We start from the raw sequence: 17474 nt of genomic DNA, 5'->3' as shown, positions 1-17474 counted from the left end.
GCGCCCCCGGTGTCCGCCCCGCCCGCCACCACGGCCCCGCGCACGCCCGACGCCGGCGGCGCCCCGGCACGCACGCCGGAAGGCACCCTGCTGGTCACGGACTTCGGCGCGGACACCGTCACCTTCGTCGACCCCGCCGGACGGGGCCGGGCGGCCGACCTGGGCTCGGTGCGGGTGGGGGCGGCGCCGTACGGGATCGCCCTGGGCGAGGACGGCACGGCCTGGGTGGCGACCGCGGAGGGCGTGGCCGTCGTGGACACCCGCACCCGCGAGCGCACCGCCCTGATCCCCTACCGGACGGACACGGGCCCGGTGACGAGCGGCGAGTACCGGGGCGGCGGCATGGGCATCGCCCTGTCCCCGGACGGCAGCCGCGTCTACGTCGGGGTCAACGTCCCCGGCGGCGACGGCACGCTGGAGGTCGTCGACACCGGTCGACGGCAGGTCACGCGGGTCGTGCCGGCCGGTCGCCGGCCCTTCGACGTCGACGTCTCGCGCGACGGGCGGCAGGTCTACGCGACCAACCACGACTCTTTCGACGTGAGCGTCGTCGACACCCGCGACTGGACGGCGCGCCGCATCGAGGTCGCCCCGTACGGCACCGAGGGCGGGCTCGGCTCCTGGCTCAAGCCGCACTACACCGCCGTGCGCCCCGCCGACGGCGCGCTGCTGCTGCCCTTCGAGGGCGAGCGGCTCGCGGTGGTCGACCCCGCCACCGGCCGGGTCCGGATCGAGGACATGACCGCCAACACCCACCAGCACGGCATCACGGCGGGTCTCGACGGCACGCTCTACGTGGTGGGCACCGGCCCGATCGACCCGTCCGAGGACGACGGCCCGTCCCTGACCGTGCGCGCTCCCGGCGGCGGCGAACGGGTCGTCCCGCTGGACGGCCCGCACGAGACCGTCACGCTCTCCGCCGACGGCGGCACCGCCTACGTCTCCGGCGGCTTCACCCGCGACGGCTACTGGAACGGCCTGAGCGTCGTCGACCTCGGCTCCGGCCGGGTGACCCGGCTCCCGGTGGGCGAGCGGCCCCTGGCCGTCGCGGTCCTCGGCGGCCCGGAGCCGGGCGGCGGGTGAGCCACCGGGGCCGCCTGGTCTCCCGGGGCTCGCTCCCGTGCTCATGACAGTGGCTGTCCTCACGTAGACTCGCGGCATGGGTCGATGGGAGCCGAACGCGCGCGGCCGCCTGGAGCAGGCGGCACTGGAGCTGTATGTGGAACGCGGCTACGAACAGACCCCGGTGGCCGACATCGCCCAGCGTGCGGGGCTGACGGAGCGGACGTTCTTCCGGCACTTCGCCGACAAGCGGGAGGTGCTCTTCGGCGGCTCCGGACGGCTGGAGGAGCTGTGCGTGGGCGCCGTGGCGGCGGCGCCCGCGACGGCGACGCCGCTGGAGGCGGTGACCGCCGCCCTCGACACCGCGGCGGGCGTCTTCGAGGAGCGCGGCGACCTGGTCCGCCAACGGCAGGGCGTCATCGACGCCAACACCGAGCTGCGGGAGCGGGAACTGATCAAGCTCGCGTCGCTGTCCGCCGCGCTCGCCGACGCGCTGCGCGAGCGCGGTGTGGGCGAACTGACGGCGCTGCTGACCGCCGAGTCGGCGGTCGGCGTGCTCAAGGTCGCCTTCGGGCGCTGGATGGACGAGGGGCAGGGGCGACCGCTGCGGCCGCTGCTCGCCGAGTGCTTCGACGTGCTCCGCACCCTGTCCGCGCGCGGCGCGGTGGGCGCCGGTTAGTCCCGCCCGGCTCCGTCGGCCAACCGGGGTACGGAAAGGCCCCGTTGCCACGTAGGTTGTGGTCAAGCACCCACGCCTCGGCTGAAAGACGGACCGTACCCATGAGCGACCCCTCGACGACTCCCGGCCACGCCGCGCAGCAGAACATCGACACCTCGGTGCCGCACTCGGCCCGGATCTGGAACTACTGGCTGGGCGGGAAGGACAACTACCCGGTCGACGAGCAGGCCGGGGACGCGTACACCGCCGTCTTCCCCGGCATCGTCACCATCGCCCGCAGCAGCCGCGCGTTCCTGCGCCGCAACATCACCCATCTGGTCGCCGAGGCGGGCATCCGGCAGTTCCTCGACATCGGAACCGGTCTGCCGACCGCCGACAACACCCATGAGGTGGCCCAGCGGATCGCGCCCGAGACCCGGATCGTCTACGTCGACAACGACCCCATGGTCCTCGCCCACGCCCGTGCGCTGCTGTACTCGGCCCCCGAGGGCGCGACCGCGTACATCGACTCCGACGTGCTCGACCCCGACACCGTCCTCGCGGCGGCCGCCGAGACACTGGACTTCGACAAGCCCGTCGCCCTGATCCTCAGCAACATCCTGGGCCACATCCCCGACTACGACCGGGCGCGTTCCGTCGTCACCCGGCTGATGGCGGCTCTGCCGTCCGGCAGCTACCTCTCGGTCAACGACGGCTCGCGGGGCATCGACCCGGAGTTCGACCGGGCTCAGGACGCCTACAACGAGAGCGGCGCGGCGCCGTACGTCCTGCGCACCGTCGAGCAGATCACGTCGTTCTTCGACGGTCTGGAGCTGGTGGAGCCCGGCGTGGTCCCGGTGACCCGGTGGCGTCCGGAGGAGGGCGCCGACGCCCCCGAGCTGATCGGCGAACACGGCGGACTCGCCCGCAAGCCGTGACGTCCTGACCCGCGCCGGGCCGGGAGGACGACGTGCCGCAGGGCGGGGCCCCGGGAAACGAGTGTTCCCCGGAGCCCCGCCCTGTTCGGCGGTCTCCCGGTCAGGCGGGGTTGATGTTCTCCGCCTGCGGGCCCTTCTGGCCCTGGGTGATGTCGAAGGTGACGGCCTGGCCTTCCTGCAGCTCGCGGTAGCCCGTCGCGTTGATGTTGGAGTAGTGCGCGAAGACGTCGGGGCCGCCGCCGTCCTGCGCGATGAAGCCGAAGCCCTTTTCGGAGTTGAACCACTTGACGGTTCCGCTGGCCATGCCTTTTGCCTTTCAGCCGTGATCGGATCCGCACCGCGCGAACCCGGAGGTGGTCGTCCTGGTCCTCCGGCATTGCACAGCAAACCGCCCGCACTGGTGCGCGGGCGGTCTGGGCGAACCACGACATCTGCTGCTGACGCTACACGGCATGTCCGAGCCCCACCAGTGAGTAAGGGGTCCGAGCGGGAAGCATGTTGCCGACCTGAGCCGTCGGCCGCCGCCGCGCGGGTCGCCGCTGCGCCATCCGGGGGAGACGGCGAGGCCTGCGCACAACCCGGTTCCTGAAGTGGTCTAGCTATGAAGAGTCCACCCACGGAGTCGGAGATCGATATGACCGTCAGCAAAGCGCTGGCCCTGGTGATCGGCACTGTCATGTGCACCGGCGTGCTGGCCACCGGCTGCGCCCGGGAGCACGCGGGCGCCTCCTCGCAGGACGCGCACGCACCCGGGAGTTCCGCGGCCCCGCGCCCCGCTCCCCCGCGCTCCTTCCCCCGCCCGCTGCCCGGGGTCGGGCCCGTCATGCGGGAGCGTCTCCCGGACGGCACCCGGCAGGCCCTGGTGGTCACCGGCGAGACCGGGAGCTCCTCCCGGGCCCAGGTGGTGCTCTACGAGCAGTACCCGGCCGAGGGCTGGCGCGCGGTCGCCGGTCCCTGGCCCGCGCACAACGGTCTGCGCGGCTGGACCGACGACCACGAGGCGGGCGACCTGCACACGCCCATCGGAGTCTTCGGCCTCAGCGACGCCGGCGGCCGGCTGCCCGATCCGGGCACCCTGCTCCCCTACGACGAGGACCCGGAGTTCTCCGTTTCGGGCACCGGGCACCTGGGCGAGCCCCTGGAGGGTTCGTTCGACTACGTGGTCGCCATCGACTACAACCGGGTGCCCGGCACCACCCCGCTGGACAAGACCCGCCCCCTGGGTGAGGACAAGGGGGGCGGGGTCTGGATCCACGTGGACCACGACGGGCCGACCAACGCCTGCGTGTCGCTGAGCGAGGAGCACATGCGCGCGCTGCTCACCGCGCTGGACCCGGCGAAGGGACCGGTGGTCGTCATGGGCCCGGAGGAGGTACTGACGCGGTAGGGCGCCGGGGTCTCGACACGCCCCGCGCGCCGTGCTCAGCCCACGGGCGGCATGTCGGTGGGCGTCGAGTCCAGTCCCGGCCTGCGCTCCCGCCACGCGCCCCGGGTGAAGTCCGGGATCTCGACGGGGCGGCCGCCCCTGGCCAGCGAGGTGACGCTGAGCGGGACGGGCGAGCACCAGGCGGCCGAGTCGTAGACGTCGATGTCCGGCACCAGACCCGCGCGCATCAGCTGGACGGTGCGCCACTGCAGGACGTAGTCCATGCCGCCGTGGCCGCCGTTGTTCGCGGCGTCGTCGCCGACCTTCTGCCACAGCCAGTGGTCGTACTCCTTGCGGTAGCCCTCGAAGTCGCGCCAGGTGTGGCCGCTGTGGTCCGGCTCGACGTAGATGCGGGCGCCGGTCGGGGCCGGACCGGCGTAGTCCTCGACGATGCCGCGGCTGCCGGCGAGGGTGTTGATCCGGCTGTAGGGGCGGGGCGAACTCACGTCGTGCTCCGCCCGGATCGTCCTGCCCCGCGCGGTCTCGATCATGCAGGTGACCAGGTCACCGTTGATGTAGGTCTCCTTCCAGGAGGGGTGGTCGCGCGGGACGAAGCGGGCCCGGTAGTCGGCCAGCCCCTTCGGGGCGGTCGCGGTGGCGCGCAGGGTGGTCATGCGGTCGCCGCGGTTGACGTCCATGGCCGCGGCGATCGGGGCGAGACCGTGCATCGGGTAGAAGGAGGCGGTGCTGCGGGTGTGCCACAGCCGCCGCCAGGAGTCGGTGTAGTAGGTGTCCGAGAAGAGGAGTTCGCGCAGGTCGTGCAGGTAGCCGCCGTGGCCGTTGGTGAGGTCGCCGAACAGGCCGTCGTGCGCCGCCTTGAGCATGGCCAGTTCGTTGCGGCCGTAGTTGCAGTTCTCGGACAGGAGCATGTGCCTGCGGGTGCGCTCGGAGGTGTCGACGAGGTCCCACAGCTGGCGCAGTTCCGTCGCGATGGGCAGTTCCACGACGGCGTGCCTGCCGCTGAGGAGCGCGGCCCGGCCGTGCTCGTAGTGGAACTCCCAGGGCGTGGCGACGTACACCAGGTCGATGTCGTCGCGGCGCAGCATCCGGGCGTAGGCGTCGGCGGAGCCCCCGTATTCGGCGGGGCGCGGGTGGCCCTTGCTCTCCAGGCGGGCGGCGGCCCGCTCGGCCCGGTCGGCGCGGATGTCGCAGACGGCGGTCACGGTGCAGCCGGGCACGGCCGCCCAGCCGGTGATCATGCCGCCGCCCCGGTTGCCGAGGCCGATGACGGCGACGCGGACGGTTCCGTGGGCGGCGAAGGGCACGCCGATCATCGACTTCTGGCCGGGCCTGCGGCGGGGCGAGGGCGCGTCCGCCGCCGACGCGGACGGGGCGGCGGCCCCGATCCCGGCGGCGAGTGCGCCGGTGGCGGCGGCCGAGCCGAGGAGCAGACGGCGCGAGAGGGCAGGGGGCTGGGACATGACGGCAACACTCCTCGTGGGCGTGGGGCAGCACGGGCGGGGCACGGTCGGGCGTTGTCGAGCACGGTCGGGGCATGACTCTGCGGCGTCAGCCGAGACATGTCAATACGTGCTCGATACAAAGCCGTTACGAGCATTTCCGCGCAGTTCCGCGTGCCTGAGGCGCCGCTACATCCCGTCCTGCACCACCCCGCGGGTGGAGAGCGTGACGGGGTCCTTGGTGGTGAAGTCCCCCGGCGGGATGCCCGGATGGTGCCCCTCGTCCGACGGCGGCGCCTGGTCACGCGGGCCCAGGGTGAGCCGGGAGACGATCCGGTAGCGGTCGCCCCGGTAGAGGGAGTGCACGTACTCGACGGGCCGGCCCCGGGTGTCGGTGGTCAGGCGCTCGAAGAGCAGCGCCGGGGAGAGTTCGGGTACGTCGAGCAGGTCGGCCTCGGCGCGGGTGACCACGGTGGGTTCGATCGACTGCACGGCCTCGCTGACCCGGACGCCGTGCCGCTCGCCCAGGTGCTCGTAAAGGTCGCCCTGCTCCAGTTCCGCACTGGTCAGGTCCGCGACGAGGTCGGCCGGCACGTGCAGGTACTCGATGGCCATGGGCGAGCCGTCGACCAGCCGCAGACGTGCCACGTAGTGGATCTGTGCCGCCGGCGACATGCGCAGCCTGCGGCCCACCCGGGCGCCCGCGGGCAGGGTGCGGACCTCCAGGAGCCTGCTGGTCCAGGTGCCGGCGGCCTGCGGGAGGCTCAAGGCGCGGCGGTCGGAGACCAGTTCCTGGGTGATCTTCTCGGCGGCGACGAACATGCCGCGACCGTGCTCGCGCACCAGCAGTCCGGCGACCACCAGTTCGTCGACGGCGGCACGCAACGTGGGCCGGGACACGCCGAGTTCGGCGCACAGGGTCCGCTCCGAGGGAATGGCGTCCCCCGGCCGCCGGTCCTCGATGAGTTCCAGGATGGCGTCGCGGACGCGCTCCCGCTTGAGCACCGCACCGGAAGCGGCGGCGTCGATCTCCATGCGGCACTCCCGTCAACTGGTCTGCTGGTCAGCCAGCTTACCTGTCCACCTCGGACATGAACCAGCCACCTCCCCACTCCCTGGCGACTCAAATTCCTTGCCTACGTGGGGGGTTGACGCCTCCATTGGTCCATGCCACCTTCGACCAACGCCGACTGGTAAGCTCCCGCGCCCCTACTGGTCAGGTCCGGGTGTGTGGTCCCCTCCAGTTCTCCCAGAGGTGAACCGTGAACCACCGTTCGCGTGCACGCCGACCACCGCGCCGCCTGCTTCGACTGCGCGCGCTCCGCGAGCCCCGGGCCCACACCGCGCCCGCCTGGACGCCCTGGACGTGCCGCACGCCGGCCCGCCGGCCGGTCTCCCCGTGACACTCCCCCACACCCCGCACCACCCCCCGACGCTCCCGCCCCGGCGGGAGCCGTGCCGAAAGGATCCCGCATGAGAAACCGACCCACCGCAGGCCGCGCCCGCCTGGCGCTCGCCGTGGCCGTCGTCCTGGGCGGCGGTGCCCTGACCGCGCTCCCGGCCCAGGCCGCCCCCGCGGCCGACGGACTCACCGTCCAGTACCGCACCAGCGCGAGCGGGGCCACGGCGGACCAGACGGAACCCTGGTTCAAGGTCCGCAACACCGGCTCGTCCACCGTGCAGCTGAGCCAGGTGAGGATCCGCTACTACTTCAAGGCGGACTCCCCGAACGCCTCCTACCGTTTCGCCTGCTCCTGGGCGGTGCGCGGCTGCGCGGGCGTCACCGGCACGTTCGGCACCCTGAGCAACCCGACGGCGTCGGCCGACCGCTACCTGGAGGTGGGCTTCACCGCGGCGGCCGGCGCCCTGGCGCCCGGTGCGGACACCGGCGACCTGCAACTGCGCTTCCACCGGAGCGACTGGCAGCCGCTGCGGCAGAGCGACGACTACTCCTTCGACGGCGCCCGGACCTCGTACGGCGACTGGGACAAGGTCACCGCGCAACTGGCCGGCGCCACGGTCTGGGGAACGGCTCCCGAGGGCAACGACCCCACCGACCCGACCGATCCGACCGACCCCACCGATCCGCCCGGCGGCGGTCAGACCCTGTTCGACGACTTCGACTACGGCTCGCACACCGACCCCGCGCTCTCGGCGCACGGCTGGAGCGTGCGCTCCAACTCCGGCGGGCCCGGCGTCCCGGGCGCCGCCTGGGACCCGTCGAAGGTCACCTTCGTCTCGGCCGGCGGCAACTCGGTGATGAACCTGGAGACCTCCACGGCGGGCACCGGGGCGACCACCACGCAGACCGAGGTCCTGACCAAGTCCATGAAGTTCCGCAACGGGACCTATGCCGCGCGCGTGAAGTTCTCCGACGCCCCGAAGTCCGGGCCCGACGGGGACCACCTGGTGCAGACCTTCTTCACCATCAACGACCTCAAGGCGCCGATGGCCGACGACTACGCCGAGTACGACTTCGAGTACCTGCCGAACGGCGGGTGGGGCGAACCGTCCAACATCCTCTACACGACCTCCTGGGAGACTTACAACCCCGATCCCTGGCAGGCCGTCAACCAGCACTCCGAGCAGCGCAGCAGCTACGCCGGCTGGCACGACCTGGTGGTGACCATCGACGACGACGCCATCGCCTACTACGTGGACGGTCAGCCGTTCGGCACGCACGGCGCGCAGTACCTGCCGGAGCGTCCGATGTCGATCAACTTCAACCAGTGGCTGATCGACCTGAACGGCCAGACCTCGACGGTCCCGCGCGCCTACGACCAGCAGGTCGACTACGTCCTGCACGTCAAGGACCAGGTGCTCACCCCGGCCGAGGTGGCCGCGAAGGTCGCCGGGTACCGCGCGGCCGGGACCGGCTTCCTGGACGAGGTGCCCGCCTCGTGACCCCTGGCGGGGACGGTCAGAACAGCCGCTCCTGACCGGGCGCGGGCCGTCCCCGCCGGGTGCGCGGCCGGGTGCTGGGTGCGGGTGCCGTCTCGCCGAACAGCGGGGCGGTGCCGTACTCGTCGGGCTCGGCCGGGACGGTGGCGGGGCCGGTGCCCACGTTGAGGACCAGCGGGGCGTCCCGGTCGAAGTCGCCCGGCGTCATCGCCACCCAGTCACGGTCCTGCCGCTCTCCCACGCACCGACACCTCTCTCGCGCCGCCCGCCGCGACCACGCGACGTTACCAGCCCGGCGGGAGCGTCGTGATCACGGCTCCCGTCCGGCCCGCATCCATCGTTCCCCGGTACCCGGGAAGCGACGCACCATGATTGATTCTGCACCGTACGAGCTGCTTTCGATCATCTTCGTGCACCGGCTCTCTCGTTTCGAACTCTTGACAGGGTGCGGATCCGGTCGATTTACTCCCGGTCAACGCCGATGTCGTGTGATCGGCGGCAGAGGTACGCCCAGCCGGTAGCTGGCTTCGCGCCAGGAGCCCGGACTGAGTCGCCAGGACGGCCACGCGCCCTCCGAGGCGGGGACGTGCCCACCACCCTCCGGAGCTCGAACCATGAGCCGTACGCAGGTGCACACCTCCAGGAAGCCGGTGCTGGCCGGCATCGGTGCCACCGCCGTCCTCGTCACCGCCGCCGCACTCGTCCCGGGCAGCACCCCGGCCGAGGCGGCCGACTACGCCCCGCCCCCCGCCCACGCGGGCTTCGACTACCAGATCGGCGGCGCCTACACCCCGCCGGCCGGCGTGACGGTGGTCAGCCGCGACCACACGGCGTCCCCCGCGCCCGGCCTGTACAACATCTGCTACGTCAACGCCTTCCAGGCCCAGCCCGGTGCCGAACAGGACTGGGACGACGACCTGCTGCTGCGCGACGCGAACGGCGACGTCGTCTACGACACCGACTGGGGCGAGGCCTTCCTCGACATCCGCACCGCCGGCAAGCGCGAGCGCATCGCCGAGAAGGTCGGCACCTGGATCGACGGGTGCGCGGACAAGGGCTTCCAGGCCGTGGAGCCGGACAACTACGACAGCTACACCCGGGCGGGCGACCTGCTGGACGCCGCCGACGCGCAGGGCCTGATCAAGCTGCTGGCCGAGCGCGCGCACTCCGACGGGCTGGCGATCGGGCAGAAGAACACCGTCGAACTGGCCCCGAACCGCGAGGCGAACGGGCTGGACTTCGCGGTCGCCGAGGAGTGCGGCGAGTGGGACGAGTGCGGCGACTACACGGCCGAGTTCGGCGACCGGGTGATCGTCGTCGAGTACACCGCCAAGGGCCTGTCGAAGGCGTGCGCGGGTTTCGGCGACGAACTGAGCATCGTCCGGCGCGACCGGGACGTGTCGCCGAAGGGCAGCAGCGGCTACGTCCGTGAGACCTGCTGACACCGCCCGACGGCCAGTGCAGTCCTTGGAGGTACAGATGGATGCGGTCCGACGTGCCGCGCGCCCCTCGCGCAGGGGTGTGCTGCGGGCCGGCGGGGGTGCCGCGCTCGCGGTGGTCGCGGGCACCGCGGTGACCGGCTGCGGGGCCGGTACGGACGACGGCGTCGCGGCCGACGGCACGGTCACCGTCGAGATGTGGCACGGCCAGGCGGACACGGCGAAGAAGGCCCTGGAGGGCCTGGTCGCCGACTTCGAGCGGTCGCACCCGAAGATCAGGGTGAAGCTGGGCGGGGGCGTGCTGGCCGACGTGATGCTGCAGAAGGTGACGGCCGCCCTCGCCGCCGGCTCCTACCCGGACATCGCCTACATCTTCGGGTCGGACCTGGCCCGGGTGGCCCGCAGCCCGCAGGTCGTGGACCTCACCGAGACGGCCGGGTCGGGGCCGGTGCCGTGGAAGAACTACTGGGCGGCCTCCAGGGACGCCGTCACGCTCAACGGCAGGGTCAGGGCCGCCCCCGCGGTGCTCGACTCGCTCGCCGTGGTCTGCAACAAGAAGCTGTTCCGCGAGGCCGGTCTGCCCCTGCCGGAGGCCGGCTGGACCTGGCAGGACTTCGTCGCCACGGCCCGTGCGCTCACCGAGTCGGGCCGCGGCCGGTTCGGCACCGGCTGGCCGGGCACGGGCGACGAGGACACCGTGTGGCGGCTGTGGCCGCTGATCTGGGACCTGGGCGGCGACGTCGTCGACGACGGCGGCAAGGGCATCGGCTTCGCCGACACCGGCGCCCGGGCGCTCCAGGTGGTGGCCGACCTGGCCCGGGACAAGAGCGTGTACGTCGATCCCAAGCCCGGCAGCGAGCAGATGTACCAGGTCTTCCAGTCCGGCCGCATGGGCATGGTGGTCACCGGCCCGTGGCAGCTGCCCGACATCGAGACCGCCGGGATCGACTACCACGTGGTTCCCCTGCCCTCCTTCAGCGGGCGTCCGGTCACCATCTCGGGTCCGGACACCTGGACGGTGTTCGACAACGGCGAGGCCCGCTCGAAGGCCGCCCGGACCTTCCTGACCTGGCTGGCCCGGCCCGAGCAGGACGTGCGCTGGGACATCGAGGCCGGCAGCCTCCCGCTCAGCCGCCGCACCGAGGCCCTGCCCGCCTGGCAGGACAAGGTCGCCCGCACCGAGGGCCTGAACGTGTTCACCACGGCGTTGGAGACGGCGCGGGTGCGCCCCGTCCACCCGGCGTACCCGGAGGTCTCGCAGGCGCTCGGGCAGGCGATCGTCGCCGTGCTCCTGGGGCGCAGCACCCCCGAGAAGGCGCTGCGTGCCTGCGCCGACGAAGCCAACGCCGCCCTGCTCATCCCGCGTTGAGGAGCCACACCGCCATGCCGCGCCTCCCCCGCCCCATCACCGTCGAGGGCCCGCCGCCGGACCCACGGCCCCTGCGCCGCAGGCGCCGCCGCGAAACCGGCACCGCCTGGGCGTTCGTCTCACCGGCGGTCCTGATCGTCCTCGGCCTGAGCATCGTCCCGGTGATCTGGTCGCTGCTGCTGTCCTTCCAGGCCAGCGACCTGGTGACGCCCAGCCGCTGGGTGGGCCTGGACAACTACCGCGCCCTGGCCCAGGACCCCAACTTCAGCCAGGCGGTCCGCAACACCCTGCTCTACACGGTTCTCTACGTGCCGCTGAGCCTGCTGTTCGGCCTGCTCCTCGCCCTGGTGCTGAACCGGCGCATCCGCCTCGTCGGCCTCTACCGCACCCTGATCTTCGTGCCGTTCGTACTGTCGGCGACCGCGCAGGGCGTGCTGTTCTCGTTCATCCTGGACCCGGAGTTCGGCGCCGCCAACTCGGTGCTGCACCGCCTCGGCGTCTCTTCGCAGGGCTTTCTGTCCGATCCCTCCCAGGCGCTGCTGGTACTGGTGGCGATCACCCTGTGGAGCGGCACCGGCTTCTGCGTCGTGGTGTACCTCGCCGCCCTCCAGGACGTACCGCAGTCCCTGATCGAGGCGGCCCGCCTGGACGGCGCCGGCCGCCGGCACCTGCTGCGCCACGTCACACTGCCCACGCTCACCCCGGTCACCGTCTTCCTGGTGCTGTGGCAGGCGATCCAGTCCCTCCAGGTCTTCGACCTGGTGTACGTCACCACCAAGGGCGGTCCGCTCGGCTCGACCACGGTGATCGTCTACTTCATCTGGGAGCAGGCCTTCAAGAACGCCACCGCCGGATACGGGGCCTCGGCCGCCTACGTCCTGGCCGTCGCCCTCGGCCTGGTCGCCGGGGCCGTCCGCATCGTCCGGCGTCGGGGACGCCACCGTCTCGAAGGGGCCCGCTCATGACGGCGACCTCCGCCCGGCCCGGCACCACCGCCGGCGCCCACGACGTCGCCAAGGCGTCCGCCGCAGGCGAACGGCGCCGCCCGCGGCTCCCGTTCAGCCCCTGGCACCTGCTGCTCGCGCCGCTCGCCCTCGTCTTCGCCGTGCCGCTGGTCTGGCTGGTGCTCAGCTCGGTGATGAGCAACGCGGAGATCAATCGCTTCCCGCCGGCCCTGTGGCCGTCCGGCATCGACCTCGGCGGCTACCGCTACGTGCTGGGCAACGCGATGTTCCCCCGCTGGTTCCTCAACTCGCTGATCGTCTCCGCCGTCACGGTCGCCGCCAACCTCGTCTTCGGCTCGCTGGCCGGGTACGCCTTCGCCCGGATGCGGTTCGCGGGCTCCCGGGTGCTGATGGGGCTGATGCTGGCGACGATGGCGGTGCCGTTCCAGCTGACCATGATCCCGACGTTCCTGGTGATGAAGAAGCTCGGCCTCATCGACACCCTGGGCGCGCTGATCGTGCCGTCGCTGGTCACGCCGTTCGCGGTGTTCCTGCTGCGGCAGTTCTTCCTCTCGCTGCCCAGGGAGCTGGAGGAGGCCGCCTGGATCGACGGCTGCTCCCGGCTGCGGGTGCTGTGGCGGATCGTGCTGCCGCTGTCCCGTCCGGCGCTGGCCACGGTGGCCGTCCTGACCTTCCTCACCACGTGGAACGACCTGACCTGGCCGCTGATCGCCATCAACCACGACACGCAGTACACGCTGCAACTCGGGCTGACCACGTTCCAGGGGCAGCACCACACCCAGTGGGCGGCCGTGATGGCGGGCAACGTCATCACCGTGCTCCCGGTCCTGCTCGCCTTCCTCGGCGCGCAGAAGACCTTCATCCAGTCGATCACCTCCAGCGGACTCAAGGGCTGACCGAACCGCCCTCCGTCCGCCGCCACCCGCAACGGAAAGAACCCCGCATGAGCACCGCCCACCCGACCGCACCCAAGATCGTCTTCGTCGGAGCCGGCAGCGTCGTCTTCACCCAGGGTCTGCTCGCCGACCTCTTCGCCTTCGACGAGCTGAAGTCCGCGCACATCGCGCTGCACGACATCGACGCGGAGCGCCTGGCCACCGCGCGGGCCGCCGCCGAGTACATCGCCGCCGAACGCGGTGCCCGGCCCCGCGTCACCGCACACGCCGACCGCCGCGAGGCCCTGGAAGGCGCCGACTTCGTCATCAACATCGTCCAGGTCGGCATGGGCGAGGCGACCCGCACCGACTTCGAGGTCCCGGCACGCTACGGACTGCGCCAGACCATCGGCGACACCCTCGGTGTCGGCGGCATCTTCCGCGCCCTGCGCACCTTCCCGCTGCTCAAGGCGCTCGGCGAGGACATCGCCGAGGTCTGCCCGGACGCCTGGCTGCTCAACTACACCAACCCCATGGCGATGAACGTCCAGTACCTCGCCGAGGCGACCGGCCTGACGCGGGTGGTGGGGCTGTGTCACTCCGTGTACTGGACGATCCAGGGCCTGTGCGAGCTGCTGAAGGTCCCCTACGAGGAGGTCACCTACCAGGCCGCCGGCGTCAACCACCAGGCGTGGGTGCTGCGCCTGGAGCACGAGGGCGCCGACCTCCACCCGCGCCTGGACGCCCTGATCGCCGAGGACCCGCAGTTGCGCCGCCGGGTCCGGATGGACATGTACCGACGCCTCGGCCACTACCCGACGGAGACCAGCGAGCACTCCAGCGAGTACGTCCCCTGGTACCTGCACCACGACAGCGAGATCGACCGGCTGCGGCTGCCCGTCGGTGCCTACCTCGGCATCGTCGACGAGAACGTGGCCGAGTACGAGCGGACCCGCGACGCGCTGGCCTGCGGGGCGCCGCTGACGGTCGAGGGGACCATGGAGTACGCGCCGCAGATCATCCACAGCATGGTGACCGGCACGCCGCGCACGGTCTACGGCAACGTGCCGAACCACGGTCTGATCGAGAACCTGCCCGCCCGGGGCACCGTCGAGGTGCCGTGCCTGGTCGACTCCGCCGGCCTCCAGCCCACCCGCATCGGTTCGCTGCCCCCGCAGCTGGCGGCCCTCAACCGGGCCTACCTCAGCACCACCGACCTGGTGGTGCGGGCGGCGACGGAGGACGACCCGCGGCACATCCGGCACGCGGCGATGGCCGACCCGGCGACGGCGGCGACCCTCAGGGTCGAGGAGATCTGGCAGCTGTGCGACGACATGGTCCGTGCGCACGGGGACCGGCTGCAGCCCGGGCTGCGGGGCGCGCTCGCCCCCTGAGCCGACCGCCGCGCGACCGACCTGGTGCGGCCCCGCGTACGGGGGAGAACGCGGGGCCGCACCCCGCAAGCTATCGGAGTAATCGTCCGCCTGCCAGACCCGGCGCTCCCCCGGCCGTCGTACCTCCCGCACCCGGCCGCCACGGCCGACCGCTCTCCCGGGCCCGCACCGGGCGGGCTTCACCCGACCGGCGGACAGCGGCGCCGCCGGGCGCGGGGCGCGCCGGGACGGCGCACGCTGCGGGACGGGCCGTGCGGGGCCCACACTGAGGTCATGGGTTACCCCGATCCGCCGCCGCCGGCGGTGTCACGGCGTTTTCCCGACGGGCCGGTGAGCGTGGCGGCGGCCCGTCGGTTCGTGCGCGGCGCGCTGGAAGGTGCCCCACGGGACCTGGTGGGGACGGCCCAGCTGCTGGCCAGTGAGCTGGTCACCAACGCGGTGCTGCACGCGCGCACCGAGATCGAGGTGAGCGTGGCCCGCCTGGACGGCCGGGTCCGGGTACGGGTCGGGGACCGGCGGCCGAGTCGCGGACCGGTACCGCAGCGCTGCTCGCCGTACGCCGGGACGGGGCAGGGACTGGCGCTGGTGGAGCAGCTGGCCTCCCGGTTCGGCGTCGACGTCGGCGACACGGGCAAGACGGTGTGGTTCGAGCTGTGGCACGACGGCCCGCCGCCGCCGTCGGCCGGGTGGGAGACCGCGGTGCCGGCGCGGCCCCCCGAACGGACGGTGGCGCTCCTCGACGTGCCGACCGCCCTGGAGTCGGCGTGCCGCCAGCACCGGCACCTGGTGCTGCGCGAGCTGACGCTGGCCGCGTTCGCGGGGGACCCCCTCGGGGTGCCGCCCGAGGACTTGGCGGCGGCCAACGACGTCAACAACATGATCAGCGCCGGTGTGACGAGCGTGCTGGCGGAACCGGTCCCCGAGTCCGGTCTGGAGACCCTGCTGGTGCCGCTGTCGGCCGAGGCCCTGCCCGCGGTCCGGGCGCTGCGCCGGGTACTCGACCTGGCCGAGGCGCGGGCGCGGGAGGAGCGGCTGCTCACGCTGCCGGACCTGCCCCGCGGCCATGCCTTCCAGGACTGGCTCTTCGACGAGATCACCGGGCAGCTGACCGGTGGCCGGCCCACCGCGTGGACCGTGGTCCCCAGGGAGCCGGAGGTCAGCTCCGCCGAGCTCGTCCCGTGGGACGTCGGCCAGGTGCGGGCGAGCAGGATGCCGACCGTCGCCGCCGACGAGGGCAACCGGATCGTGGCGGTCAACGGGGCCGCGGCGGACCTGCTGGGCTGGGCCCCGGACGACCTGGTCGGGCACCGCCTGACGACCCTGATCCCCGAACATCTGCGCGGGCGGCACACCGCCGCGTTCTCCTCGATGCTGCTGACCGGCCGCACCCGCATCGTGGGACGCTCCGTGCCGCTGCCGGCGCTGCACCGGGACGGCAGCCTGGTGCCCGTGCGGCTGTACATCCAGACGCAGGAGACGGCCGACGGCCGCACCGTCTTCGTCGCCCAGCTGGTGCCGCGGGCGACCACCTTCCTCGGCGGTCCGCGGACCCCCGGCAGGATCCGGGAGGCGGCGGTCGGGGAGCCGGACGGGGGCCGGTCACGGGCCGTTCCCGAGGCCGGTGCCAGGACGTCCGGTGCCGGCGGCGGCATGACCGCGCTGGACCGGCTCACTCTCCTGGCCGACCTCGCGGCCCAGCTCAACAACACCCTGGACCTCGACGAGGGACTGCAGCGCGCCGGCCGGCTGCTGACCCGGCGACTGGCCGACTGGTGCGTGGTGGACCTGTTCACCACGGACGCCGAGGTGGACCGGGTCTGTGTGGTCCACCGGGATCTCCGCGTCCTGCGCCCGGGGGCGTACGAGGGGACGCTCTCGGAGGTCTCCGAGGAATCGCGGGGCCCGCTGGCCCGGGTGCTGCGCGGCGCCGGGCCGCTGCTGCTGACCGACGCACCGCGGCCGGGCCGGTCCGGGAGCGCGCTGGACCGGGCGTACGCCGACCTGTTCCGGGAGCTGGGGGCGGGCAGCGCCGTCGTCGCTCCGCTGCGGGCCCGCGGCAAGATCTTCGGTGCCCTCACCCTGGCCCGGGCGTCCGGCGGGCGGCCGTTCGCGGAAGAGGACCTGACGCTGGTCGAGGACCTGGTCCACAGCCTGGCGCTGGGGGTGGACAACGCCCGTCTGTACCAGGACACCCGCTCCATCGCCGAACGGCTCCAGCGTTCGCTGCTGCCGGTGCTGCCGGAGGTCGAGGGTCTGCGGCTGGCCGCCCGTTACGCCGCCTCCTCGACCACCGCGCAGGTCGGCGGGGACTGGTACGACAGCTTCGTCCTGCCCGGCGGGAACACCGCGCTGGTCATCGGCGACGTCACGGGGCACGACCTCGACGCGGCCATCGCGATGAGCCAGTTGCGCAGCATGCTCCGCGGCATCGCGGTGGACCGCGAGGAACCGCCCGCGGAGGTGCTGCGCCGGCTGGACCTGGCCAATCACAGCCTCCACCGGGAAGCGACCGGCACCTGCGTCTACGGCCTGGTCAAGGGGCCCGCAGAGGGACCCTGGGAGCTGACGCACTCCTCCGCCGGCCATCTGCCGCCGCTGCTGGTCACCCGGGAGGGCCGGACCCGCTATCTCGACGGCGGTGCCGGTCTGCTGCTCGGCATGGACCCCGACGCGGCCCGTGCCACGGCCCAGGACGCGCTGCCCGCCCACTCGACCCTGCTGCTGTACACCGACGGTCTCGTCGAGCGCCGCGACGAGCCCCTGGACGACGCCCTGGACCGGCTGCGCCGCCACGCCGCCGACCTGGCGCGCGAGCCCCTGGAGACGTTCTGCGACGAGCTGTTGATCGGCCTGGGCGCGGACAGCGGGGACGACATCGCGGTCCTCGCCGTCCGCCCCACGCCGCCGTCGTCCGGGCGGCACGGGCCCTCCGGCGGGTGACGACCGGAGCGCCGGGCGCCGCAGGCCCTGCCCGTTCGGGCACCCCCTTCTGCCTCCGCGGCTCCTGACGTGCGCGGAGGGCGTCGATAGCGTCCCCTCGTGAGCAT

15 protein-coding genes are annotated in these 17474 nt (G+C 72.8%); 11 read left to right on the top strand and 4 right to left on the bottom strand.

All coding sequences use genetic code 11. The features are described 5' to 3' along the window. The 3 genes from K7854_RS30030 to K7854_RS30020 form a co-directional block, all read left to right on the top strand. A partial coding sequence (locus K7854_RS30030; RefSeq protein WP_226029702.1) for a YncE family protein occupies positions 1-1083 on the top strand: 1083 nt, incomplete at its 5' end. Between the two features lie 76 nt (positions 1084-1159). Then, positions 1160-1741, top strand: a complete 582-nt coding sequence (locus K7854_RS30025; protein ID WP_226029701.1) for a TetR/AcrR family transcriptional regulator — start codon at positions 1160-1162, stop codon at positions 1739-1741. 101 nt (positions 1742-1842) lie between these two features. Continuing rightward, positions 1843-2658: an SAM-dependent methyltransferase gene (locus K7854_RS30020; protein WP_226029700.1), complete on the top strand. Its 816-nt coding sequence runs from the start codon at positions 1843-1845 to the stop codon at positions 2656-2658. Between the two features lie 100 nt (positions 2659-2758). Here K7854_RS30020 and K7854_RS30015 read toward each other — a convergent pair whose 3' ends face one another. Then, positions 2759-2962, bottom strand: coding sequence for a cold-shock protein (locus K7854_RS30015; protein WP_061440616.1), 204 nt, complete (start codon positions 2960-2962; stop codon positions 2759-2761). A gap of 330 nt (positions 2963-3292) precedes the next feature. Between K7854_RS30015 and K7854_RS30010 the strand changes: the two genes are divergently transcribed. Further along, positions 3293-4045: a hypothetical protein gene (locus tag K7854_RS30010; protein ID WP_226029699.1), complete on the top strand. Its 753-nt coding sequence runs from the start codon at positions 3293-3295 to the stop codon at positions 4043-4045. A 35-nt stretch (positions 4046-4080) separates the two neighbouring features. Here K7854_RS30010 and K7854_RS30005 read toward each other — a convergent pair whose 3' ends face one another. Both K7854_RS30005 and K7854_RS30000 read right to left on the bottom strand, forming a co-directional pair. Beyond that, positions 4081-5505, bottom strand: coding sequence for a Gfo/Idh/MocA family protein (locus K7854_RS30005; protein WP_226029698.1), 1425 nt, complete (start codon positions 5503-5505; stop codon positions 4081-4083). 168 nt (positions 5506-5673) lie between these two features. Continuing rightward, on the bottom strand, positions 5674-6519 hold the full coding sequence (locus K7854_RS30000; RefSeq protein ID WP_226029697.1) for a GntR family transcriptional regulator: 846 nt from the start codon (positions 6517-6519) through the stop codon (positions 5674-5676). 438 nt (positions 6520-6957) lie between these two features. Between K7854_RS30000 and K7854_RS29995 the strand changes: the two genes are divergently transcribed. Then, positions 6958-8388: a cellulose binding domain-containing protein gene (locus K7854_RS29995; RefSeq protein ID WP_226029696.1), complete on the top strand. Its 1431-nt coding sequence runs from the start codon at positions 6958-6960 to the stop codon at positions 8386-8388. A 16-nt stretch (positions 8389-8404) separates the two neighbouring features. Here the strand turns inward: K7854_RS29995 and K7854_RS29990 are convergent, their stop codons facing one another. Next, on the bottom strand, positions 8405-8626 hold the full coding sequence (locus K7854_RS29990; protein ID WP_226029695.1) for a hypothetical protein: 222 nt from the start codon (positions 8624-8626) through the stop codon (positions 8405-8407). Between the two features lie 373 nt (positions 8627-8999). Between K7854_RS29990 and K7854_RS29985 the strand changes: the two genes are divergently transcribed. The 6 genes from K7854_RS29985 (at position 9000) to K7854_RS29960 (ending at position 17367) form a co-directional block, all read left to right on the top strand. Beyond that, complete coding sequence (locus tag K7854_RS29985) at positions 9000-9827, top strand: endo alpha-1,4 polygalactosaminidase (protein WP_226029694.1); 828 nt, start codon at positions 9000-9002, stop codon at positions 9825-9827. A 37-nt stretch (positions 9828-9864) separates the two neighbouring features. Then, positions 9865-11193: an ABC transporter substrate-binding protein gene (locus K7854_RS29980; protein WP_226029693.1), complete on the top strand. Its 1329-nt coding sequence runs from the start codon at positions 9865-9867 to the stop codon at positions 11191-11193. Positions 11194-11207: 14 nt separating this feature from the next. After that, positions 11208-12158 (top strand): carbohydrate ABC transporter permease, encoded by a 951-nt coding sequence (locus tag K7854_RS29975; RefSeq protein ID WP_226029692.1) that lies wholly within the window; start codon positions 11208-11210, stop codon positions 12156-12158. Then, a complete protein-coding gene (locus K7854_RS29970) occupies positions 12155-13054 on the top strand; it encodes a carbohydrate ABC transporter permease (protein ID WP_226029691.1) in 900 nt (299 codons plus the stop codon). Before K7854_RS29975 ends, K7854_RS29970 begins: the two co-directional genes overlap by 4 nt. A gap of 47 nt (positions 13055-13101) precedes the next feature. Then, positions 13102-14427 carry an alpha-glucosidase/alpha-galactosidase gene (locus K7854_RS29965; RefSeq protein WP_226029690.1) on the top strand — a complete coding sequence of 442 codons (1326 nt, stop codon included), beginning with the start codon at positions 13102-13104 and terminating at the stop codon, positions 14425-14427. A 273-nt stretch (positions 14428-14700) separates the two neighbouring features. After that, positions 14701-17367: a SpoIIE family protein phosphatase gene (locus K7854_RS29960; protein WP_226029689.1), complete on the top strand. Its 2667-nt coding sequence runs from the start codon at positions 14701-14703 to the stop codon at positions 17365-17367. Positions 17368-17474 lie beyond the last annotated feature (107 nt).

Origin of the sequence: Streptomyces hyderabadensis, assembly GCF_020404845.1 — a bacterium.
GTDB classification, from domain to species: Bacteria; Actinomycetota; Actinomycetes; order Streptomycetales; family Streptomycetaceae; genus Streptomyces; species Streptomyces hyderabadensis.
Note: the sequence above shows the minus strand (reverse complement) of the source record. Positions and strands in the feature narration are given on the sequence as shown.